The organism is Pseudomonas sp. MWU12-2020 (genome assembly GCF_023100605.1).
Classification (GTDB): Bacteria; Pseudomonadota; Gammaproteobacteria; order Pseudomonadales; family Pseudomonadaceae; genus Aquipseudomonas; species Aquipseudomonas fluorescens_H.
Map to the genome: position 1 here is coordinate 123,348 of NZ_JALMEX010000014.1, position 22,236 is coordinate 145,583.

21 protein-coding genes are annotated in these 22,236 nt (G+C 60.9%); 9 read left to right on the forward strand and 12 right to left on the reverse strand.

What is annotated here, in order from left to right:
• Window position 1: 1 nt before the first annotated feature.
• The 6 genes from M0814_RS25290 to dksA all read right to left on the reverse strand — a co-directional run bounded on the left by M0814_RS25290 (window position 2) and on the right by dksA (window position 8,333).
• A complete protein-coding gene (locus tag M0814_RS25290) occupies window positions 2-1,402 on the reverse strand; it encodes a polynucleotide adenylyltransferase PcnB (RefSeq protein WP_047600294.1) in 1,401 nt (466 codons plus the stop codon).
• A gap of 735 nt (window positions 1,403-2,137) precedes the next feature.
• On the reverse strand, window positions 2,138-3,574 hold the full coding sequence (locus tag M0814_RS25295; protein ID WP_103484960.1) for a sigma-54 dependent transcriptional regulator: 1,437 nt from the start codon (window positions 3,572-3,574) through the stop codon (window positions 2,138-2,140).
• A 22-nt stretch (window positions 3,575-3,596) separates the two neighbouring features.
• Complete coding sequence (locus M0814_RS25300) at window positions 3,597-6,551, reverse strand: sensor histidine kinase (RefSeq protein ID WP_177434773.1); 2,955 nt, start codon at window positions 6,549-6,551, stop codon at window positions 3,597-3,599.
• Window positions 6,535-6,711: a hypothetical protein gene (locus M0814_RS25305; RefSeq protein ID WP_003176118.1), complete on the reverse strand. Its 177-nt coding sequence runs from the start codon at window positions 6,709-6,711 to the stop codon at window positions 6,535-6,537. The genes M0814_RS25300 and M0814_RS25305 overlap by 17 nt, the downstream gene beginning before the upstream one ends.
• A gap of 77 nt (window positions 6,712-6,788) precedes the next feature.
• Window positions 6,789-7,685 (reverse strand): tRNA glutamyl-Q(34) synthetase GluQRS, encoded by an 897-nt coding sequence (gene gluQRS, locus M0814_RS25310; protein ID WP_103484958.1) that lies wholly within the window; start codon window positions 7,683-7,685, stop codon window positions 6,789-6,791.
• A gap of 204 nt (window positions 7,686-7,889) precedes the next feature.
• Complete coding sequence (gene dksA / locus M0814_RS25315) at window positions 7,890-8,333, reverse strand: RNA polymerase-binding protein DksA (RefSeq protein ID WP_003228250.1); 444 nt, start codon at window positions 8,331-8,333, stop codon at window positions 7,890-7,892.
• A gap of 334 nt (window positions 8,334-8,667) precedes the next feature.
• Between dksA and M0814_RS25320 the strand changes: the two genes are divergently transcribed.
• Together M0814_RS25320 and sfsA are read left to right on the forward strand one after the other, a co-directional pair.
• Window positions 8,668-9,840, forward strand: a complete 1,173-nt coding sequence (locus tag M0814_RS25320; RefSeq protein WP_003228248.1) for a pyridoxal phosphate-dependent aminotransferase — start codon at window positions 8,668-8,670, stop codon at window positions 9,838-9,840.
• Window positions 9,840-10,553 (forward strand): DNA/RNA nuclease SfsA, encoded by a 714-nt coding sequence (gene sfsA / locus M0814_RS25325; RefSeq protein WP_003228246.1) that lies wholly within the window; start codon window positions 9,840-9,842, stop codon window positions 10,551-10,553. Before M0814_RS25320 ends, sfsA begins: the two co-directional genes overlap by 1 nt.
• Here sfsA and M0814_RS25330 read toward each other — a convergent pair.
• Entirely contained in the window at window positions 10,550-10,867 is a 318-nt protein-coding gene (locus M0814_RS25330) for a Rieske (2Fe-2S) protein (protein WP_103484957.1), read from the reverse strand. The two genes, sfsA and M0814_RS25330, sit on opposite strands and share 4 nt — an antisense overlap.
• 162 nt (window positions 10,868-11,029) lie before the next feature.
• Between M0814_RS25330 and M0814_RS25335 the strand changes: the two genes are divergently transcribed.
• From M0814_RS25335 to M0814_RS25350, 4 genes are read left to right on the forward strand one after another with little or no spacing between them, the layout of a single operon-like run.
• On the forward strand, window positions 11,030-11,902 hold the full coding sequence (locus M0814_RS25335; protein WP_103484956.1) for an ABC transporter substrate-binding protein: 873 nt from the start codon (window positions 11,030-11,032) through the stop codon (window positions 11,900-11,902).
• A 50-nt stretch (window positions 11,903-11,952) separates the two neighbouring features.
• On the forward strand, window positions 11,953-12,936 hold the full coding sequence (locus M0814_RS25340) for an iron ABC transporter permease (RefSeq protein WP_177325717.1): 984 nt from the start codon (window positions 11,953-11,955) through the stop codon (window positions 12,934-12,936).
• On the forward strand, window positions 12,936-13,703 hold the full coding sequence (locus M0814_RS25345; protein WP_103484955.1) for a heme ABC transporter ATP-binding protein: 768 nt from the start codon (window positions 12,936-12,938) through the stop codon (window positions 13,701-13,703). The genes M0814_RS25340 and M0814_RS25345 overlap by 1 nt, the downstream gene beginning before the upstream one ends.
• Before the next feature lie 20 nt (window positions 13,704-13,723).
• Window positions 13,724-14,575: a ChaN family lipoprotein gene (locus M0814_RS25350; RefSeq protein WP_103484954.1), complete on the forward strand. Its 852-nt coding sequence runs from the start codon at window positions 13,724-13,726 to the stop codon at window positions 14,573-14,575.
• Between the two features lie 227 nt (window positions 14,576-14,802).
• On the opposite strand, the gene M0814_RS25355 is transcribed toward M0814_RS25350, so the two are convergent.
• The 4 genes from M0814_RS25355 to M0814_RS25370 all read right to left on the reverse strand — a co-directional run bounded on the left by M0814_RS25355 (window position 14,803) and on the right by M0814_RS25370 (window position 18,165).
• Complete coding sequence (locus M0814_RS25355; RefSeq protein WP_103484953.1) at window positions 14,803-15,603, reverse strand: Crp/Fnr family transcriptional regulator; 801 nt, start codon at window positions 15,601-15,603, stop codon at window positions 14,803-14,805.
• Between the two features lie 16 nt (window positions 15,604-15,619).
• On the reverse strand, window positions 15,620-15,892 hold the full coding sequence (locus M0814_RS25360) for a TfoX/Sxy family protein (RefSeq protein ID WP_003228231.1): 273 nt from the start codon (window positions 15,890-15,892) through the stop codon (window positions 15,620-15,622).
• A 280-nt stretch (window positions 15,893-16,172) separates the two neighbouring features.
• Window positions 16,173-16,517 (reverse strand): pentapeptide repeat-containing protein, encoded by a 345-nt coding sequence (locus tag M0814_RS25365; RefSeq protein WP_003228227.1) that lies wholly within the window; start codon window positions 16,515-16,517, stop codon window positions 16,173-16,175.
• Between the two features lie 91 nt (window positions 16,518-16,608).
• Window positions 16,609-18,165 (reverse strand): bifunctional aminoglycoside phosphotransferase/ATP-binding protein, encoded by a 1,557-nt coding sequence (locus M0814_RS25370; RefSeq protein ID WP_103484952.1) that lies wholly within the window; start codon window positions 18,163-18,165, stop codon window positions 16,609-16,611.
• A gap of 116 nt (window positions 18,166-18,281) precedes the next feature.
• Between M0814_RS25370 and mrcB the strand changes: the two genes are divergently transcribed.
• Genes mrcB through M0814_RS25385 form a run of 3 tightly spaced genes read left to right on the forward strand, consistent with a single transcriptional unit; the run spans window position 18,282 to window position 21,713 of the window.
• Window positions 18,282-20,606: a penicillin-binding protein 1B gene (mrcB, locus tag M0814_RS25375; protein ID WP_103484951.1), complete on the forward strand. Its 2,325-nt coding sequence runs from the start codon at window positions 18,282-18,284 to the stop codon at window positions 20,604-20,606.
• A gap of 16 nt (window positions 20,607-20,622) precedes the next feature.
• Window positions 20,623-21,378 (forward strand): hypothetical protein, encoded by a 756-nt coding sequence (locus M0814_RS25380; protein ID WP_103484950.1) that lies wholly within the window; start codon window positions 20,623-20,625, stop codon window positions 21,376-21,378.
• Complete coding sequence (locus M0814_RS25385; RefSeq protein ID WP_003228220.1) at window positions 21,378-21,713, forward strand: YqcC family protein; 336 nt, start codon at window positions 21,378-21,380, stop codon at window positions 21,711-21,713. The genes M0814_RS25380 and M0814_RS25385 overlap by 1 nt, the downstream gene beginning before the upstream one ends.
• Before the next feature lie 89 nt (window positions 21,714-21,802).
• On the opposite strand, the gene M0814_RS25390 is transcribed toward M0814_RS25385, so the two are convergent.
• Window positions 21,803-22,219, reverse strand: a complete 417-nt coding sequence (locus tag M0814_RS25390) for a DUF4124 domain-containing protein (RefSeq protein ID WP_103484949.1) — start codon at window positions 22,217-22,219, stop codon at window positions 21,803-21,805.
• Window positions 22,220-22,236: the final 17 nt, after the last annotated feature.

The following is a 22,236-nucleotide window of genomic DNA, read 5'->3' on the forward strand; positions in this document are numbered from 1 at the left end:
CTTATTCGCCCGATGCGCTCGGGGCCCCGGCGCGCTTGCGCTTGGAACCGCTGCTGCGACGACGTTTGCGCGGCGCGCCGCTGGCGTCATCACCCTTGCCGCTGAGGTCGCGGATCATGTCGCGACGTTCGCTGTCGTTGGCGTCCTGATAATCCGTCCACCATTCGCCGAGACCGTCAGTCTGCTCGCCAGCGCTTTCACGCAGCAGCAGGAAGTCGTAACCGGCGCGGAAGCGTGGATTGTCCAGCAGCAGGTCGGCGCGTTTGCCGCTGCGCCGTGGCAGGCGTTCCTGCATGTCCCAGATCTCGCGGATCGGCATGGTGAAGCGCTTCGGAATGGCGATGCGCTGGCACTGTTCGGCGATCAGTTCGTGCGCACCTTCCTGCATCGCCGGAATCGGCGGCATGCCACGTTCCTGCAGACGCAACACGCGGGCCGGCAGGGCAGGCCACAGCAGGGCGGCAAACAGGAACGCCGGGGTCACCGGTTTGTTCTGCTTGATGCGCAGGTCGGTGTTGGTCAGCGCTTCGCTGATCAGCGTGTGGGTGTATTCCGGGTTGTGCTCGAGTGCGTCGGCACTGGCCGGGAACAGCGGGGCGAACAGTTGCAGATCGACTAGCATCTCGAAAGTGATCGCGCCATGGCCGGAGAGGAACAGCTTGAGCACTTCCTCGAACAGACGGGCCGACGGGATCTCGCGCAGCATCGGCGCCAGTTCGCGGATCGGCTGCACGGTGTGCTTCTCGATGCCGAAATTGAGCTTGGCGGCGAAACGTACGGCTCGCAGCATGCGCACCGGGTCTTCCTGGTAACGCTGCTTCGGATCGCCGATCAGTCGGATCAGGTGATTGCGGATGTCGTGTACGCCGTTGGCGTAATCGAGAATGCGCTCGCTGACCGGATCGTAATACAGGGCGTTGATGGTGAAGTCGCGGCGTTGCGCGTCTTCTTCCAGGGTGCCGTAAACGTTGTCGCGCAGAATCCGCCCGCTCTCGTTGCGCGAAGACTGGTTGCTGTCTTCGTCATCTTCATTGACCGGGTGATTGGCGCGGAAGGTCGCGACTTCGATGATTTCGCGACCGAAATGGATATGCACCAGTTTGAAGCGGCGACCGATGATCCGCGCATTGCGGAATTCGGCACGGACTTGCTCGGGGGTGGCGCTGGTGGCGACGTCGAAGTCCTTGGGCGTGATGCCCAACAGCATGTCACGCACGCAACCACCGACCAGATAGGCCTGGTAGCCGGCGCCCTGCAAGCGTTCGACGATATTGACCGCATAGCGGCTGAATTGCCCTTTTTGCAGCGAGTGTTGGCCGCTGTTGAGCACTTCAGGGGTGCTGCGGATGTGTTGCGTACGACGCACGGGTGTTCGGAATGACTGGAACAACTTCTTCAGCATGGGATGCACTGTTTGAAGGAATGTTCGGCCATACCAAAGAATGACCGCATGATGGGCGCAGATTCTAGCATTTAGTCGGGGGATGGTGTAGGACGCAGAAGATTTGCGCTGCAAGCCGCAGGCTACAGGCATCGAGCAGGGTAGAAACAGGGGGGATTTGCCGGAAGACAGAAACTACAAGGGGAGCCGAAGCTCCCCCAGAAGTAGTTGCGTGCTCTTTTTATTATTGATTCGGGCTTCTTGTTTTTGTTGAGTGCCCTCGCCATGAAGCTGTTCCTTCATGACCCTCCCAATCGGGAGCCAAGAGCAAACGGATTGCTTTGGTCGCTGTGTTGCAGTGATCTTGCGATCCAACCAGTACAGGCTCTGTCTTAGGACAGTTTTTGTTGTTCTCGGCCTGGTCGTGGGGCTAGCCCCAAATACAACGCCTCTCCAAAAGAATCAGTTAGCTGCGCCTCTCGCCGTCTTGTTTTTATTGTGCGTGAGTCGATTCGTCTTATTTTTATTGTCTTGTGCATTGCTTGTTATTGTTCTTGTACCAAACATATAGCAGGTGCCGTGCCAACTATTGCGAAGCCCAATAAAACAAGGGGTTAGGTCGATATAACGGTTTTCTCGGGGCGAAAAAAAGCCGGGGTTTCGTTACCGATAACCCCGGCTTCTGTTACGTGAAAGGACTGAGGTAACAGTTTTTTCACATCCTCAAGCGTTACCCGCACACTCGACAGGTAACGTTCAGCTCTCGCTGGTGACCCCGGTCTTGCGCCGTGGAATACCCAGGCGCTGGCGGCGTTCCCACAGGCACTTGCGGCTGACGCCCAGTTTGCGCGCCAGTTCGGTCTCGGTCATGTGGTCCTGATGCTCGAGAACGAAGTGCTGGAAGTAGTCTTCCAGTGACAGGTCTTCCGTCGGCTCATGGCTGCTGTTGCTGGTGTTACCCGCGGTTTGTGCGGGCAAGCCGATGAATTCGTCGTCTTCCAGGTCGCTCAGCTCGATGTCGATGCCCAGTAAATCGGCAGAGATTTCCGGGCTTTCGCTCAGAATCACCGCGCGCTCCACCGCGTTTTCCAGCTCGCGCACGTTACCTGGCCAGGAATAATGCCGGATGGCCTGTTCGGCATCGGCGGCAAATTTCAGGTCGGTACGGTTGATGCGCGCACTCTGGCGAGCGAGGAACGCCGTGGCGATTTCGTTGACGTCGGCGCCACGTTCGCGCAGGGCCGGCAATTTCAGAGCAATCACGTGCAGGCGGTAATACAGGTCTTCACGGAACTGGCCGATTTTCGCCAGGCTCTTGAGGTCGCGGTGGGTCGCGGCGATCAAACGCACATCGACTTTTTGCGACTGCACCGAACCCACACGGCGAATCTCGCCTTCCTGCAGCACGCGCAGCAGGCGGGCCTGGGCTTCCAGCGGCAGTTCGCCGATCTCGTCGAGGAACAGCGTGCCGCCGTCCGCCGCTTCCACCAGACCGGCGCGACCGGCGCTGGCGCCAGTGAACGCGCCTTTTTCGTGGCCAAACAGTTCCGACTCGATCAGGCTTTCCGGGATGGCTGCGCAGTTCACCGAAATCATCGGTGCCTTGGCGCGCTTGGACAGATTGTGCAGGGCCCGGGCCACCAGTTCCTTACCGGTACCGGACTCGCCCTGAATCAATACATTGGAATCAGTTGGCGCGACCTTGCGGATCTTGCTGTACAGATCCTGCATCGGCGGGCACGAACCGATGATGCCGATTTCACCGTTGCTGTTATCGACGGCGGACTTGCTGCTGCCATTGGCCGGTTTGCCGACAACGGCTTCGCCAGCCGCAGGCGCCGACTGGTGATCACGCAGGATCCGCGCGACGGCCTGGAGCATTTCATCGTGATCGAAAGGCTTGGCGATGTAGTCCACCGCGCCCATCTTCATCGAGTCGACCGCCGAGCGCAGGCTGGCGTAGCTGGTCATGATCAGCACCGGTTTGCCCTGGCCAAGCTTGATCAGCTCGGTACCGGGGGCGCCAGGCAGGCGCAGGTCGCTGACGATCAGATCGAATGTGGGAATACTGAAGCGTTCTTGTGCTTCCTGCACAGAACCGGCTTCGCTGACCTGATACTGGTTGCGTTCCAGCAGGCGGCGCAAGGCGGAGCGGATAATGGTTTCGTCTTCGACGATCAAAATGTGCGGCATTGATTCGATACTCTCGACGGTCTCAGTTCACAGCGGACGTCGCTTCGACATGACGCGGTAAGGTCACCCGGATACGGGTGCCGCGCTGGCTTTGTACATCAGCCGGGCTGTCGATGGTGATTTGTCCATAATGCTCTTCAACGATGGAATAGACCAGTGCAAGGCCCAGACCGGTGCCTTCGCCAGGATCCTTGGTGGTGAAGAAAGGTTCGAACAATCGGTCCATGATGTTCTGCGGAATACCACTGCCTTCGTCCTCGACGATCAGATCGACCGTGTGTTCGCCGGCTTCACTCTTGACCCGCACCGCGCTGCCCGCAGGCGAAGCGTCACGGGCGTTGGAGAGCAGATTGATCAGTACCTGGGCGAGGCGCTGCGGATCGCCTTCGACCCAGTGATCGGGGTCGCACAGGTTGTAGAACTGCATTTCGAAGTTGCGCCGGTTCAGCGCCAGCAAGCCGATTGCGTCCTGCGCGACTTCGGCCAGACAAACCGGTTCGTCGCTGTGCTGGTGGCTGCCGGCGTGGGCGAAGCTCATCAGCGACTGCACGATGCGCGACACACGCTTGGTCTGTTCGAGGATCTGCCCGCTGATTTCCGTCAGCTCGCCGTCTTCTTCACGCTCTTCGCGCAGGTTCTGCGCCAGACAGGCGATGCCGGTGATCGGGTTGCCGATTTCATGGGCCACACCTGCCGCCAGTCGGCCAATGCTCGCCAGTCGTTCGGAGTGCACCAGTTTGTCTTCGAGCATCTGCGTTTCGGTCAGGTCTTCCACCAACAGCACCAGGCCGCTGTTGCCCGGGGCCAACGGTTCATCGATCGCGGCTTTGTGCAGATTGAGCCAGCGGGTCTGGCCGTCGAGGGCCAGGTGCTGTTTGTGCAAGTGTTCGTCGGGCAGGTTGATGAAGCCTTGCAGCAGTTGCTTCCACGGATCGGCGATAGTGCTCAGGCGCGAGCCGACCACCCGTTGCGCGGCGATGCCGGTGAGTTCTTCCATGGCCTTGTTCCACATCAGGATCTCTTGATCCTTGGCCAGCGAGCAGACGCCCATCGGCAGCTCTTGCAGGGTCTGGCGGTGGTAGCGGCGCAGGGCGTCGAGTTCGGCGGCCAGCCCGGTGAGGCGCGAGTGGTAGTCCTCGAGGCGGCTTTCGATGAAGTGGATGTCTTCGGTTACATAGTTTTCGCCGCCAGCCTTGTATGGCAGGAAGGTTTCGACCATGTCCTGCGCCACGCTCGGCCCCATCAGGCCGGAGAGGTTGGCTTCGATACGGTCGCGCAAGCGGCGCAAGGCATAAGGACGGCGTTCGTCGAACGGCAGATAGAGGTCGCGCAGGGCTTGCTCGACTTCTTTCTGCGCCGCCTTGGCGCCCAGCGGTTTCGCCAGTTGCGTGGCGAACTCCTGGGGCGAGGCGGCGTGCAGTTCGCGACGTTGCGGGCGACGCACGTTATCCACCGCGCAGGCTTCGGCGGCGCTGGCTTCTTCCGGGCTGGCGTTGGTGAACAGCGAGATCAGCGTGAACATCAGCACGTTGGCCGCCAGCGAGGCGATGGCCGCCATGTGCCAACTGGTGTCGTCCAGCACGTAGATCATATTCAGCAGCGGAATGTAGAAACCCTGCAGATTGCCGACCAGCGGCAACAGCATGGTCACCACCCACACCAGAATCCCCGCCATCAGACCGGCGATAAAACCGCGCCGGTTGGCGGTCGGCCAGTACAGCACCGAGAGCACGCCGGGCAGGAATTGCAGGGTCGCGACGAAGGCGACGATGCCGAGGTTGGCCAGATCCTGCCCGGCGCCGAGCATCAGATAAAAGCAGAAACCGGCCATGATGATCGCCACGATCAGCGCCCGGCGGGTCCACTTCAGCCAGCGATAGATATTGCCTTCGGCCGGCGGCTGGTACAGCGGCAGCACCAGGTGGTTCAGCGCCATACCCGACAGCGCCAGCGTGGTGACGATGATCAGGCCACTGGCGGCGGACAATCCGCCGACGTACGCCAGCAGGGCCAGCGGTTTGCTGTTGGCGGCAATGCCGATGCCGAGGGTGAAATATTCCGGATCGGTGGTGGCGCCGAGTTTCAGGCCGGCCCAGAGAATCAGCGGCACCGCCAGGCTCATCAGCAACAGGAACAGCGGCAGGCCCCAGCTGGCACTGACCAGCGAGCGCGGGTTGAGGTTTTCGGTGAAAGTCATGTGATACATGTGTGGCATCACGATCGCCGAGGCGAAGAACACCAGCAACAGCGTGCGCCACGGCCCTTCCTGCAGCGGCGTGTGCAACGCGGCGAGGGCGGTCTGGTTTTGCAGCAGCCACAGCTCAAGCTGTTGCGGGCCGTCGAACACGCCGTACAACGCATACAGGCCGACGCCGCCGAGGGCGATCAGTTTGATCACTGATTCGAAGGCAATCGCGAACACCAGCCCTTCGTGTTTCTCGCGGGTGGCGATATGCCGGGAGCCGAAGAAAATCGTGAACAGAATGATCAGCGCACAGAACGCCAGCGCGACGCGGCTCTGGATCGGCTCGCCGGTGAGGATGCCGATGGAGTCGGCCACCGCCTGAATCTGCAACGCCAGCAACGGCAGTACGCCGATCAGCATGAAGATCGTGGTCAGCGCGCCGGCCCAGGTGCTGCGAAAGCGGAAAGCGAACAGGTCCGCCAGCGACGACAGTTGATAGGTGCGGGTGATTTTCAGGATTGGATACAGCAGCACCGGTGCCAGCAGAAACGCGCCGGAGACCCCGAGATAACTGGAGAGAAAGCCGTAGCCGTACTGATAGGCCAGCCCCACCGTGCCATAAAACGCCCAGGCACTGGCATAGACCCCCAGCGACAGGGTGTAGGTCAGCGGGTGGCGAATGATCGCCCGCGGGATCATGCCCCGTTCACTGATCCAGGCAACGCCGAACAGCACCGCCAGGTACGCGGCACTGATCAGGATCATCTGGGTCAGGCTAAAGCTCATCGGCATCTTTTTGGCTCTGCAGGATGAAGGTCACGACAATCAGGATCAACCAGAGCAGATACGGCCGATACCAGGCGCCTGTGGCGTCGATCCACCAATCCATGATGGCTGGCGAAAACAGATAGATTCCCACGACCAGAAGCAGGACCAAGCGATAGATGTACATCCCGGCCTCTCTTTTTTATGCGCGTGCCCGAAAACGTGCGGCGATGGTAACGGATGGCGGCGCGACTGCAAGTGTCGTCATTGCAGTTGCGCTTCGGGCAGGGTCAGTGTGCGCGGGATCTTCGATGCATCCCAGTGGGCTGCGCCCCAGTTGAGCAATTCCTGCGGTGAGGCGTATTCAAGCTCGGCACTTGGGTTTTGCCCCAGTGCTCGCAGGGCCCGCAGCAGCAGCGGGGTGGCTTGATCGGCCTCAAGCGGCGGCGAACGGTAGGATTTTCCGAGCTTGTTGCCGTCCGGCTGCGTAATCAGTGGCAGGTGCAGATAGCGCGGCTGGCGCAGGCCCAGCAGTTCTTGCAGGTAGAGCTGGCGCGGCGTGGAGTCGAGCAGGTCGGCGCCGCGCACGATGTCGGTGATGCCTTGCCAGGCGTCATCCAGCACCACGGCCAGTTGATAGGCGTAGAGGCCATCGCGGCGGCGAATCACGAAATCGCCGACTTCGCGCCCCAGATGCTGGCGAAACTCGCCCTGCACGCGGTCGATGAAGTGGTATTCCAGCTCCGGCACGCGCAGGCGGATCGCCGCCTCTTGCTGCTCATGGCCGGCGTTGCGGCACAAGCCCGGGTAAATGCCGTGGTACGGCTCCAGCTGTTTGCGCGAACAGGTGCAGGCGTAGGCCAGGCCATGGTTGAACAGATTGTTGAGAACTTCGGCGTAGGCGTCGTGCCGATCACTCTGGCGCACCATCTCGCCGTCCCATTCGAAACCGTAGCTTTCCAGCGCCTTGAGAATCGCCGCCTGCGCGCCGGGTTCCTCCCGGGGCGGATCGAGATCCTCCATGCGCACCAGCCAGCGCCCGCCGACCGCGCGTGCGTCGAGATAAGAAGCGAGGGCGGCGACCAGCGAGCCGAAGTGCAGGTGGCCACTGGGGGTCGGGGCGAAGCGGCCGATGTAGGCGGGGGCGGTTTTGGCAGTCATGGAAACGAAACTACTTTTCAGGCTGTACGCAGGTCAACTTGTGGGAGCGAGCCTGCTCGCGAAAGCTTAGTGTCAGACGATTAAATGTTGAATGACACACCGCTTTCGCGAGCAGGCTCGCTCCCACAAAGGCAAAAGGGCAAAGGCAAAAGGCAGAAACAAAAACGGAGCGTTCGCACGCTCCGTTTTTCGTTCAGGTCGAGATTACTTGCCGACCTGCTTTTCCTTGATTTCCGCCAGGGTCTTGCAGTCGATGCACAGATCGGCGGTAGGACGGGCTTCAAGGCGCTTGACGCCGATCTCGATGCCGCAGGATTCGCACCAGCCGTACTCTTCGTCCTGGATCAGTTCGAGGGTCTTGTCGATCTTCTTGATCAACTTGCGCTCGCGGTCGCGGGCGCGCAGCTCGAGGGCGAATTCTTCTTCCTGGCTGGCACGGTCGGCCGGGTCAGGGAAGTTGGCCGCTTCGTCTTTCATGTGATCAACAGTACGGTCGACTTCCTGCATCAAGTCCTGTTTCCACTTGTTCAGGATCTTGGTGAAGTGCGCGCGCATGGGGGCGCCCATGTACTCTTCGCCGGCCTTCGGAACGTAAGGTTCGAAGCCGCTGATCGTCGCTTGCTGCTGTTGCTTTGCTTGGGTGGGCATGAAATGGACCGCCTCTACTCTTGTAATCCATTGCGCAGGATTGCTCCATCACCGACACCTGCCGGCCCTGCGGCTGCAAGCGGGCGAACTTACCAGATCAATTCGGCCCGCGCTACTCCCGGATGTCGAGGCCCCGGCGGGTGGCGCTTGCAGATGTTTGGCAAGCCGTGTCTGGCGCTGTTGAAAGCCTGTTCAATCACTGATTTTAGTCAATCCTGGAGCGTACGCTCATATCGTTACAGTCCAGCGTTCTTGAGGCTGTGACCGCGATGGGTTCTCGCTCGTTCCGGCAGATGGTTAGAATCGTTTCTTTTTCCCCGTCGAAGGAAGGCCAATGGCTCAGCCCTACAGTGCGCGCAGTCGTGCGATCGAACCGTTCCATGTGATGGCGCTGCTGGCGCGGGCCAACGAACTGCAGGCCGAAGGTCACGACGTGATCCACCTGGAAATCGGCGAGCCGGACTTCACCACGGCCGAGCCGATCATCCGTGCCGGGCAAGCGGCGCTGACGGCGGGCAAGACGCGCTACACCGCCGCGCGCGGCATTCCCGAGCTGCGCGAGGCGATTTCCGGGTTCTATCAATCGCGTTACGGCCTGAATATTGATCCGCGGCGGATCCTGATCACCCCGGGTGGCTCCGGTGCGCTGTTGCTGGCCAGTGCCTTGCTGGTCGATCCGGGCAAACACTGGCTGCTGGCGGATCCGGGCTACCCGTGCAACCGGCACTTCCTGCGTCTGGTCGAAGGCGCGGCGCAACTGGTTCCGGTCGGACCGGAGGTGCGTTACCAACTGACCCCGGATCTGGTGGCGCGGCATTGGGATCACGACAGCGTCGGTGCGTTGGTGGCGTCGCCGGCCAACCCGACCGGTACCATTCTGACCCGCGATGAACTGGCCGGGTTATCCACAGCGATCAAGGCGCGCCACGGGCATCTGGTGGTGGACGAGATCTACCACGGCCTGACTTACGGCACCGATGCCGCCAGCGTGCTGGAAGTCGATGACAGCGCCTTTGTCCTCAACAGTTTTTCCAAGTATTTCGGCATGACCGGCTGGCGTCTCGGCTGGCTGGTGGCGCCGGACGCGGCGGTCAGTGAGCTGGAAAAGCTCGCACAGAACCTCTACATCAGTGCCCCGAGCATGGCGCAGTACGCCGCACTGGCCTGTTTCGAGCCGGACACTATCGCCATCCTCGAAGAGCGCCGCGCTGAATTTGGCCGCCGCCGCGACTTCCTGCTGCCGGCGTTGCGCGAGTTGGGGTTCAACATCGCCGTCGAGCCTGAAGGTGCGTTCTACTTGTACGCCGATATCAGCCAGTTCGGCGGTGATGCCTTCGCGTTCTGCCGACATTTCCTCGAAACCGAGCACGTTGCCTTCACCCCGGGGCTGGATTTCGGCCGTTATCAGGCCAGCCACCATGTGCGTTTTGCTTACACGCAAAACCTCCCTCGCTTACAGGAAGCGGTGGAGCGCATCGCTCGCGGCCTGAAGAGCTGGCAAGGCTGATGCGCTTTTATCCGGCTCTGGAAGAGGCGCGGTTGATTCGCCGCTACAAACGTTTTCTGGCGGATGTTGAAACGGTCAATGGCGAGTTGTTGACCCTGCACTGCCCGAACACCGGTTCGATGCTTAATTGTCAGGTCGAGGGCGGGCAGGTGTGGTTCAGTCGCTCAAACGACCCGAAGCGCAAGCTGCCCGGTACCTGGGAAATTGGGGAAACGCCTCAGGGCCGGCTGTTCTGCGTGAACACCGGCCGCGCCAACGCGCTTGTTGAAGAGGCGCTGCAGGCCGGTGTCATCAGCGAGTTGAACGGCTTTACGGCGCTTAAACGCGAAGTGCCGTACGGCCAGGAAAAGAGCCGCATCGACTTTCGCCTCGAATATCCGAGCGGTCCGGCCTACGTGGAAGTAAAAAGCGTCACGTTAGGCTTCGATGGAACCAACGTGGCGGCGTTTCCTGACGCGGTCACCCAGCGCGGCGCCAAGCATCTGCGTGAACTCGCGCATCTGGCTCGTGACGGTATTCGTGCGGTGCAGTTGTATTGCGTCAATCTCAGCGGGATTGAAGCGGTGCGGCCGGCCGAGGAAATCGATTCGGCCTACGCCGATGCCCTGCGTGAAGCGGTGGCGTGCGGGGTCGAGGTGTTGGCCTACGGCGTGCGTTTGAACCACGAAGAGATGGTGATCGACCGGCGGCTGGACGTTTTGCTCAACGGTTAAACATCTATCCACAACCCTTGGGCATCTTCGCGGCAGGGGATGGCGGTCAGGGATTGCCCGGCGCAGGGCCCGGCGACGCATTCGCCGTCCTCGATCAGAAACAGTGCGCCGTGGGTGGCGCACTGGATCAGGCTGTTGCTCGGGTCGAGAAACTGGTCGGGATGCCATTCCAGGCCCACACCACGATGCGGGCAACGGTTGAGATAAACATAGGCCTGACCATTGCGGCGTACGGCAAACAGTTTGTTGCCGTCGATGTCGAAACCGCGGCTGCCGGCCTCAGCGAGATCGGTGCCGGCGCACAAGAACTTCATGGCTATCCTCAAGTGTCGGCTCGTTTCAGGAAATGTCCGAGCTTGACGTTTAAATGCAAACAATTATCAAATGGCCGCCTTCGCCCACTGTGCGCAGCCGCCGCCAAGGATACTTGGCCTGCCGGTTCGCTGCCCGGGAAAACTGTTCAAGGAAAGCTGCGTATGCGCCTGATTACCCGCGTTGCTGTGCTGTGTGTCGGACTGCTCGCCAGCCTTCAGGCGACAGCTGCCGATTTGCCACAGCGTTGGGTCAGCGCCGGTGGGGCGCTTTCGGAGTGGGTGAGTGCATTGGGTGGCGAATCCAAACTGGTCGGGGTCGACACCACCAGCCAGCATCCGCAGTCGCTGAAGCAGCTGCCAAGCATCGGTTATCAACGCAGCCTCTCGGCTGAAGGCATTCTCAGCCTGCGCCCGGACATTCTCATCGGTACCGAAGAAATGGGCCCGCCGCCGGTTATTGCTCAGGTGAAGAGCGCCAAGGTACAGGTCGAACTGTTCTCGGCGCAGCCGGATCTGCTGACCCTGGAAAAAAACGTTACGCATCTCGGACAGTTGCTGGGCGCGCAAGCGCAGGCGACTCGGTTGCTGGAAAGTTATCGACAGCAGCTCACCGCGCAGAAAGCGCGAGTCGCCGAGTTGCAGGCCAGGCATAAAGCGCCCGGTGTGCTGGTACTGATCGGGCATGCCGGCGGCAAACCGTTGATTGCCGGCAAGGACACTGCCGCCGACTGGCTGCTGCAACGGGCCGGCGGACATAACCTGGCGACGCATACCGGTTACAAGCCGTTCTCCGTGGAATCGCTGGCCGGGCTCGATCCTGAGGTGCTGGTGTTTGCTGATCGCGCGTTGAGCGGTGAGGCGGCAAAAGCGGCGTTGTTCAAGGAAAACCCGATTCTTCAATCAAGCCGTGCGGCCAAGGCCGGACGGGTGCTGGAGCTGGATCCGACGCTTCTGGTCGGCGGGCTTGGGCCACGTTTGCCGACGGCACTGAAGAGTTTGTCTGACGGTTTATACCCGACCGCGAGCGGCCAATGACCACGCTGGTCAAACCACGAAGCCTGTTTATCGGCCTGACGCTCCTGTGTTTGCTGGCCATCTGGCTGTCATTGGCGTTGGGGCCGGTGAGCCTGCCGCTGTTCGATACGTTGCGCGCGGCCTTGCGCATGCTCGGCGTACCTTTGGCGCCGGACGGTCTGGAGCAGGCTGAGCTGATTCTCGGGCAGATCCGTCTGCCGCGTACCTTGCTCGGCCTGGCCGTCGGCGGTGTGCTGGCGCTGTCGGGTGTGGCGATGCAGGGCTTGTTTCGCAATCCGTTGGCCGATCCCGGGCTGGTCGGGGTGTCCAGCGGCGCGGCACTTGGCGCAGCGATTGCGATTGTCGGCGGTTCGTTTTTTGGCGGTTTGCCAGAGTGGTTCGGGCCGTATCTGTTGTCGGCGTGCGCGTTTCTCGGTGGGCTGGGCGTGACGGCGCTGGTCTATCGGCTCGGACGGCGCAACGGCCAGACCAACGTCGCGACCATGCTGCTGGCCGGGATCGCGCTGACGGCGTTGGCAAGCTCGGCGGTGGGTCTGTTCACCTATCTGGCGGATGATGCGACCTTGCGCACGCTGACTTTCTGGAATCTGGGCAGCCTCAATGGCGCCAGTTATGCGCGATTGTGGCCGTTGCTGATCATCAGCACCGGCGTTGCGTTGTGGCTGCCGCGTCGTGCCAAAGCGCTGAATGCGCTGTTGCTCGGGGAGTCCGAAGCCGGGCATCTGGGGATTGATGTCGAACGGCTCAAGCGTGAACTGGTGTTCTGCACGGCGTTGGGTGTTGGCGCAGCGGTGGCAGCAGCGGGGATGATTGGCTTCGTCGGGCTGGTGGTGCCGCATCTGGTGCGTTTATTGGCCGGGCCCGATCATCGGGTGCTGTTGCCAGCATCAGTGTTGGCGGGGGCGAGCCTGTTGTTGCTGGCTGATCTGGTGGCGCGGCTGGCGCTGGCGCCGGCGGAGTTGCCGATTGGTATTGTCACCGCGTTTATCGGTGCGCCGTTCTTCCTCTATTTGCTGCTGCGAGGACGTGCCTGATGCTGCGTGCGCACAATCTGCATATCCGTCGCGGGCGCAAGACAGTCCTCCGCGACGTCACCCTGCAACTTGAACCCGGTGAGGTGCTGGGTGTGCTCGGGCCGAACGGTGCCGGCAAAAGTACCTTGCTCGGTGCGTTGTGCGGTGAACTGGCTGCGGGTGAGGGCGAGGTGTTGCTCGATGACAAGGCGCTGAGTCACTGGACAGGTACGCAGCGCGCCCAGCGTCTGGCGGTGTTGCCGCAGGTGTCGACGCTGGATTTTGCCTTCCGCGTGGAAGAAGTGGTCGGTATGGGCCGCCTGCCATATCAAAGCGGTCGGGCGCGCGACGACGAGATAGTTGCGGCAGCGCTGGCCGCTGCGGATGCCGGGCATCTGAGCGGGCGCAGTTATCTGGCGCTGTCGGGCGGCGAGCGCCAGCGTGTACATCTGGCGCGGGTGCTGGCGCAGCTATGGCCTGGGCAGGCCGGACAAACCCTGTTGCTGGATGAACCGACCTCGATGCTCGATCCCTTGCATCAACACACCACGTTGCAGGCGGTGCGCGAGTTTGCCGATCGTGGCGCGGCGGTGCTGGTCATCCTGCATGATTTGAATCTGGCGGCGCGCTATTGTGATCGGGTGTTGCTGCTCGAAGGCGGGCGCCCGGTGGCGCTGGATACGCCGCAGCAAGTCTTGCGACCGGACTCGCTCAAAGCTGTGTTCGGTCTCGAAGTATTGGTGCAGCCGCACCCGGAGCGTGGGCATCCGCTGATCATCGCCCGCTGATTTCTCATCGAGGTGATGGTATGCGCGGGATGTGGTTGTTAGCGGTGTTGCTGCTTGCAGGGTGTCAGCATGTTGCCCCGCCCCCGCCAATCAGTGGCGAAATTCGTGATCTGCACAGCGGCCAGATACTGACGGCACAGGAACTGCTGACGCGTCTGTCAGGGCCGCAATTGCTCATCATCGGCGAGCAGCATGACAACGCCGATCACCACGCCGCGCAGTTGTGGCTGTTGCAGGCGCTTGGGGAGCAGCGTCCTCAGGGCATTCTGCTGCTGGAAATGCTCACGCCGAAGCAACAGCCGAACGTTGACCAGGTTCGCCATGCAGCAGCGCCCCCTACTGATCTTCCCGCCGCGTTGGCCTGGCAGGATGGCTGGGACTGGACTCTCTATGGACCGATCGTTCGGTTTGCCCTCACGCAACCCTATCCGCTGTTGGCGGCCAATCTGGATGACGGCGAAATCCGCGCTGTCTACCGCCAGTCGCCAGCCCTCAGCGGTGTTCGCAGCAATGCGGCATTGGTGAAAGCCACGCTGCTCGAACAGATCAGCGACTCACATTGCGGCTTACTGCCCAAATCACAGATGCCGGCGATGCTTGCTGTTCAACAACAGCGGGATCGGCGTATGGCCGAACGCTTGATGGCGGCGCCGACGCCAGCGTTACTGTTGGCGGGGGGCTGGCATGCGCGCAAGGATGTTGGCGTGCCGCTGCATGTGCTGGATCTGGGCGCAGCCCGGGCGCCAACGGTGCTGATGCTGGCCGAGCAGGGCGCTGAAGTGACTGCGGCGATGGCTGATTTCGTCTGGTACACCTCGGCCACGCCCGCGCAGGATTACTGCGCGCAGATGCGCAAACAATTTGGCCAATGACTTTTCCACAGGCAAAAAAAAGACCCGGTAAAAACCGGGTCAAATAACCGTGATTAGCCTGATGAGGAGATAATCTGAGAGTCCGAACCAAGGGCTTTTCAGAATATCGACTGATCTCGCGACCAGTTGTGATAATCATAGCGATTCTCATTACCGAGTCAACCACTGTTTTTCCGTTTGCTTGATTTAGTCGTGCAAATGGCTGGAATGCCCCGGAAACAAGGGACTCAACGTGGAGCTTTGATCGCACTCAGTTGCGTGATCTGCTGATTGAGCTGGCCGATGCGCCGGGCCATGCTCTCAATCAGGCTGTGCGCGATCTTCGGATTGGTGCGGGTCATGCTCAGAAACTGCTCGCCGGGAATCAGCATCACCGTGCTCGGCTCGCGAGCGATGACCGTCGCATTGCGTGGCTCACCGGTGAACACCGCCATGGCGCCGAAAATCTCGTCCTTGGGCACTTCGCCAACCTTGTGTCCATCCACGAACGCTTCGGCATGCCCATCGATGATCACGAAGACGTGATCGGCGGCATCGCCCTGCTGGATCAGCACCTCACCGCTCTCGACCCGTTTAAAACCATTGGTGCTGCGGAACTCCCGCGGTTTCAGTTCGGCCACCGCGTGAGCCAGCAGCGCCATCTGCCCCAGCAGATACTCAAGCCACTGTTCGGCCCGGCCCGGCTCGGCATATAAATGCTGGAACAGTTCGGTTCGCCGATAGGGCAGCAAGCGCAATGGCCCGTCGCTGCGCAGACGGCAATCGGCCCAGGCGTCACCTTGCTGCAGACCGATCAGATCGCCTTCCTGCCAGTAAAACAGCGCACGGCCGCCGATGTAGCCGTTGATGACGCCTTCTGTCAGTAGAAACAGCTGATCATGTGGGAGTTGCGCCATCAGGTCGTCAGATATTTCTGGCTCAAAGGCTGGCCCGCACGGCGAAAGACCCTCGAGCCAGCTTGCAGGCAAACTCTGCAAACGATTGATCAGTGCATCGACAGGTGCTGATTGTTCCCCGAGCAGATACATGGCTTTCAGCGCCTGTTCAGTTCTTGTGACGCGAGGAGATGGCTTCGAGCTGCTTGTTCAAGGCGTCTTTGCGTTCGGCCGGGATGTCGTTCCAGTGCACATCCATCAGCGCCCCTTCGATCGCGTACAACAACACCTTTGATGCGCGAAACCCGCGGGTACGCACGGCCCGATAGGCGTCCACCGCCCCCAGGCGACGCAAGTCCGAGGCGCTGTGGATGCCCACGGCATGCAGCCATTGCGCCGACGTCTTGCCAAGATTCTTCAGGTGTTGCAGTTCATCATTCATCAAGCCTCCTTGCGACGGCCGAATGGTGCGTGGGCGATCTTCTCAGGAGTGTAGCCATCAGTAGGAAAAGCGTGGTTGTTTGGTCGGATTCGACGCAAACGCTTCTAAGAAAGGGGCTGCGAACGCAGACAGGAGGGAAGAAACGCGGAAACATGTAGGAGCGGGGCTTGCTCGCGAAGGCGTCCTGTCAGCCACCAGATGTATCGACTGACACTACGCCTTCGCGAGCAAGCCCGCTCCCACACGGGAAAGGCGTCGGGTCAGAGAAAGATAAAAATTATCAGCGAGTGCGATAGCGCAGGCGGGTGCCGAAATTCATCGACATCAGGATCTCGTCCGCACTCAGTTCCGGCGGGAAGTACGCGCCGGAAATCTGCGCATGGGCCAGGCTCGCGCCTTCGAGTGATGCATTACGGAAATCGATGCCACGCAAATCGGCAGAGCGGAAGTAGGCGTCCCGGAAATCCACGCCATCGGCGTTCAGTTCACGCAAGTCGAGACCACGGAAGTCGCCACCGACCATGTCGATCGGGCCGTCGTTCGGGCGTTCCTTGTTGAAGCCTGCGATGTCGTCTTTGTGCAGCAAGGCATAAAGCGGGGTGTCGAGAAGTTTCGGCTGGCTCATGTCACATCACCTGTTGGTTTTATGACGCCAGTATAGTGCCACTATTTGACGGCCGTGAAGCAAGCGAGGGCTTCACGGCCGAAATAGTTTCTTACAGGCCTGGCAGGCGCTGGCGGATCTGCGCCACTACGGTGTCGAGGGTCCCGCTTTCATTGGTCTGTACGCGTTTGCTGCGCAGAATTTCTTCTGGCGTCAGCGCTTCGCGGCTGGCCTGCTGGGCCTCGATTACCGCCAGCGTGGCGTCGGAAGGATCCTTCTTGTCTGCCTGACGAATCGCCAGCCAGCTCTCGATCACGGCTTGCGGTGCGTTGCAGTCGAGAATCAGGAACGGCGTGCCGGTGGCTTCGGCGACTTGAGCGGCGTTGTCGCGTTGCTCGCGCTTGAGGTAGGTCGCATCGATCACTACCGGGAAACCGGCGTGCAGGATCACTCCGGCAATCTCATGCAGGCGGGCATAGGTGGCAACGCTGGCGTCGGCGCTGTAAATCCCGGCCTGCACGTCGTTGGCTACGGTTTGCTCGCCGAACAGGCGCTTGCGCTCGACGTCGGAACGCAGGCGAATCGCGCCCAGTGCTTCGACCAGACGCATCGCCACGTGGCTCTTGCCGACAGCCGATACGCCGTGGGTGATGGCCATGAAGCGCGAAGGAATGGTGCTGTAGCTTTCCGCCAGGTTGGCGTAGTTGCGGTACTGGCGCAGGGTGGTTGCGCGCTGCACTGGTGTGGCATCCGCCGGCATGCTGAACAGCGCGACTTTGGCACGAACCAGTGCGCGGTAGGCTTTATAGAAGTTCAGCACTTCCAGGCCTTGATAGTCGCCGGTCAGCTCCAGGTATTGGCTGATGAAGCGGCGGGCCAGGGATTTCAGACCACGGTCTTCCAGGTCCATCGCCAGGAAACCGGTGTCGGCCCAGACGTCGGTGAAGCGGAACGGTTCGTTGAACTCGATGCAGTCGAAGATCACCACTTTGCCATTGATGACGGTGGCGTTACCCAAGTGGATGTCGCCGTGGCATTCGCGAGTGAAACCCTCGGCCTTGCGCTGGCTGAACAGTGCCTTGAGACGATCGAAGCTGCTTTCGGCCCAGGCTTTCAGTGCCTCGAGTTGCAACAGATCATTTTTGTCGCTGAGGAACGGCAGGATCTGTTCGAAGTTCTGGCGCACCGGGGCCATCACGCTGTCCGGCGTGCCGGCGTCGTGTTCGGCCGGGACTTTTGGCGCGCTGAGGTGGAATCTGGCGATCTGCTCGGCCATTTCGTCGATGTGCTGAGTGGTCAGCTCGCCGTTGGCTTGCAAGGTGCTGAGCAGGCCGGTCTGTGGGAATTGACGCATTTTCAGCACATATTCGATCACCGGGCCGTCGCCGCCCAGTTGTGGCGCTTCGACACTGCCGGTCACCGGCAACACGTCCAGATACAAATCGTCGGTCAGACGCTGGTTCAGGCGCAGCTCTTCAGCACAGAAATGTGCGCGGGATTCGAGGCCGGTGAAGTCAAGGAAGCCGAAATTCACTGGCTTCTTCACTTTATAAGCAAACGGGCCGGTGAGGATCACCCACGAGATATGGGTTTCGATGACCTGGAACCCTTCGACGGGGTGCGGGTAGAGGGCCGGGTTTTGCAGGGCAGCGATCAGTGACTGGCTCACGGGCGATCCTTCAGAGACTGGGAAATTCGAGGTCGCCATTATGGCCGCTCGCCAGCCTGACGCAAACCTCGGAGCGCTCCTGTTGAGTATGAATAAAGTGCGTATAATCCGCCGCCATGACTCGAACTCGATCCCCCCGTACCAAGAAAAAACCACCTTCCCAGGGCCTGCGCCCATGGCTGGGTTGGGCCATTAAACTCAGTCTGGTCGGCCTTGTGGTGCTGGCTGGCTTCGCCGTTTACCTCGATGCCGTGGTGCAGGAGAAGTTCTCCGGCAAGCGCTGGACCATCCCGGCCAAGGTATACGCGCGTCCGCTTGAGCTGTTCGTCGGACAAAAGCTGAGCAAGGAAGATTTCCTCACCGAGCTCGATGCCTTGGGCTATCGCCGCGAAGCCGTGAGCAATGGCCCTGGCGCTGCTGCCGTCAACGGCAATACCGTTGATCTGAATACCCGTGGCTTCCAGTTCTATGAAGGCCTGGAAAAAGCCCAGCCGGTGCGCGTGCGCTTCTCCGGCGACTATGTGGCCGAACTCTCGGGGCTCAACGGTGCGAAATTGTCCGTGGTGCGGCTGGAGCCGCTGTTGATCGGCGGCATTTATCCGAAAAACCTTGAAGACCGCATCCTGATCAAGATCGATCAGGTGCCGCCGTACCTGCTCGATACTCTGATCGCGGTGGAAGACCGGGACTACTACAGTCACTGGGGCGTGTCGCCGAAGTCGATTGCCCGGGCGATCTGGGTCAACACCTCTGGCGGCAAGATGACCCAGGGTGGCAGTACGCTGACCCAGCAGTTGGTGAAAAACTTCTACCTCACCAACGAGCGCAGCCTCAGCCGCAAGCTCACCGAAGCGATGATGGCGATGCTGCTGGAGCTGCACTACGACAAGAAGGAAATTCTTGAGGCCTACCTCAACGAAGTCTTCGTCGGGCAGGACGGTCAGCGTGCGGTGCACGGCTTTGGTCTGGCCAGTCAGTTCTTCTTCGGTCAGCCATTGTCCGAGCTGAAGCTGCATCAGGTAGCGTTGCTGGTCGGCATGGTCAAAGGGCCGTCCTACTACAACCCGCGTCGCAACCCGGAACGCGCGCTGGAGCGGCGTAACCTGGTGCTCGACGTGCTTGAGCAGCAAGGCGTGGCGACTGCCGAACAGGTCGAAGCGGCGAAGAAAATGCCACTGGGTGTGACCACGCGCGGCAAGCTCGCCGACAGCTCGTTCCCGGGCTTTATCGATCTGGTCAAACGCCAGTTGCGTGAAGACTACCGCGACGAAGACTTGACCGAAGAAGGCCTGCGGATCTTCACCAGTTTCGACCCGATTCTGCAGATGAAGGCCGAGGCGTCGGTCAATGACACCTTTAAACGCCTGGCCGGACGCAAGGGCTCCGATGACGTGGAAGCGGCGATGGTCGTGACCAACCCGGAGACCGGCGAAGTCCAGGCCATGATCGGCAGCCGGCAGGCCAGTTTTGCCGGTTTCAACCGGGCGCTGGATGCGGTGCGGCCGGTGGGCTCGCTGATCAAGCCGGCGGTCTATCTGACCGCGCTGGAGAAACCGAGCCAGTACACGCTGACCAGTTGGCTGTCGGACGAACCGCTGGCCGTCAAGGGTGCGGACGGTCAGGTGTGGAAACCACAGAACTATGACCGTCGCTCCCACGGCACCGTGTTCCTCTATCAGGGGCTGGCGCATTCCTACAACCTGTCGACCTCGCGTCTGGGTCTGGAAGTAGGCGTGCCGAACGTGCTGAAGACCTTGGGACGCCTGGGCGTTACGCGGGAATTCCCGGCATTCCCGTCGATGTTGCTGGGTGCTGGCGGCATGACCCCGATCGAAGTGGCGACCATGTACCAGACCCTGGCCAACGGCGGTTTCAATACGCCGATGCGCGGGATTCGCAGCGTACTGACCGCCGATGGCGAACCGCTCAAGCGTTATCCGTTCCAGATTCAACAGCGTTTCGATCCGGCCTCTATCTACCTGATCCAGAACGCCATGCAGCGGGTAATGCGTGAAGGTACCGGCAGCTCGGTTTACAACGTGCTGCCCAAGACCCTGACGCTGGCCGGCAAGACCGGTACCAGTAACGATTCGCGCGACAGCTGGTTCGCCGGTTTCAGTCAGGATCTGTTGGCGGTGGTCTGGCTGGGTCGTGACGACAACGGCAAGACCCCGTTCACCGGTGCGACTGGTGCGTTGCAGGTCTGGACCAGTTTCATGCGCAAGGCCGATCCGCTGCCGCTGGACATGCCGCAGCCGGACAACATCGTCCAGGCGTGGGTCGATTCGCGTACCGGGCAAGGCTCCGATGCCAACTGTCCGGGGGCGGTGCAGATGCCGTATATTCGCGGCAGCGAACCGCCACCCGGCGCCTCGTGTGCAAGCGAAACGCCTGCTTCGCCAGAGTCGGTGATGGATTGGGTCAAGGGCTGGATGAATTAAGCAAAGAGGGTTTCAAGTGAACAAGTGGTTGATTCCAGCGGTGACTGCCGTGGCTTTGCTCAGCGGCTGCTCTACCGTACAGCGTGGTTCGATCCCGGTGGTGGATGCCGGCACGACTGTGTCCAACAGCGAACGCCTGTCAGCCAATGGCGGCTTCCGTAAGACGACAGTCAAACGCCCGGTGCAGGATCAGGCGCAATCCCAGGCCATCCCGCAAGGCGACACCGGTGTGGTAGTGATGGTGCCGGGCGGTGGCGCGACAACTTCGACGCCGATCAGCTCGTCGCCGATCGTTCCGGGGCCAGCGTCCGGCGGTATCACCGCGGGGCCGTACAACCCGTCGCCGGTCGAGTCGGCGCCGATCAACTCCGGCAGCTACAGCATGCCTTCGACCCCAAGCGGCATTCCTTCGGCCAGCAGTGGCGGCGGTCTGTCGGCTGACGAACAGCTTGATGGCCCGGTGCTCGCCTTGCTGACCACCGCGCAACAGCAGCAGGCGGGTGGTGACCTCAACGGTGCGTCTTCCAGCCTGGAACGCGCTCAACGCGTTGCCCCGCGTGAGCCGCAAGTGCTTTACCGCTTGGCGCAAGTACGCATGGCTCAAGGTGATGCGCCACAGGCCGAGCAGTTCGCCCGTCGGGCGCTGACCATGGCCAACGGTCGTCCGGACTTGCAGGCCAACCTGTGGGAAATCATCGCTCAGTCCCGTGAGAAACAAGGCGATTCCGCCGGCGCCGCTCAGGCCCGTCAGAAGGCCAAGGTTTCACTGTGATGGATCGCCGTTTCCCGAAAATCGCCGATCAGTTGCTGTTGATCGAGCGCGAACTGCGCGCACAGGGTTGGTGGGATGAGGTTCAGCCATCGGTCGAAGCCTTGAGCAGTGTCGAGCCGTTTTCGGTCGACACGCTGGATTTCGAGCAGTGGCTGCAATGGATCTTCCTGCCTCGGATGAAGATGATTCTTGAGCAGGATCTGCCGTTACCCAATGCCTCGGGCATTCAGGAAATGGCCGAAATGGTCTTTGCCCAGCGCAATCTGCAGGGCAAGGATCGGCAATTGCAGGTGTTGCTCAAAGAGTTTGACCTGCTGATCACCGCTTCCCGCTAGAACCGATCCCCTGTAGGAGCTGCCGCAGGCTGCGATCTTTCGATCTGCTCTTGGAAACAAGGTCAAAAGATCGCAGCTCCTACAGGTGTCTATTCGCAGTTCTGCGCAATCTGCTTCTGCGCTTCGACAATGCGCTCCTGCCGTTGTGCATCGTCGAGACGCCTCAGTTCTCCCTCCACTTCCTCCCTCAAACGCGGATTGTTCTGCAATTGCGCCAGGTTCGTCCGTGCCTGCTCGCAAAACGCCTTGAGCTGCGCCTGCTGCTCGGTTACCTGCTTCTTCACCTTGTCGTCGATGGCTTTCTGATCGCCCAGTGCACTGCTGCCAGGGATGGCGGCAGGTTTCGGCGGGGGCGAGGAGGGCGTCTGCATGGTCGTCGCCGGCTGACCTTGCGGCGGCTGCGCATCGAAGTGAGTGACGCCTTGGGCATCGACCCATTTGTAAATCTGACCGGCCATGCACCACGGGCTGAGACCGATCAGCAGTGTGACGAGGAGCGTTCGCATGCTGATTCCTTGGCAAA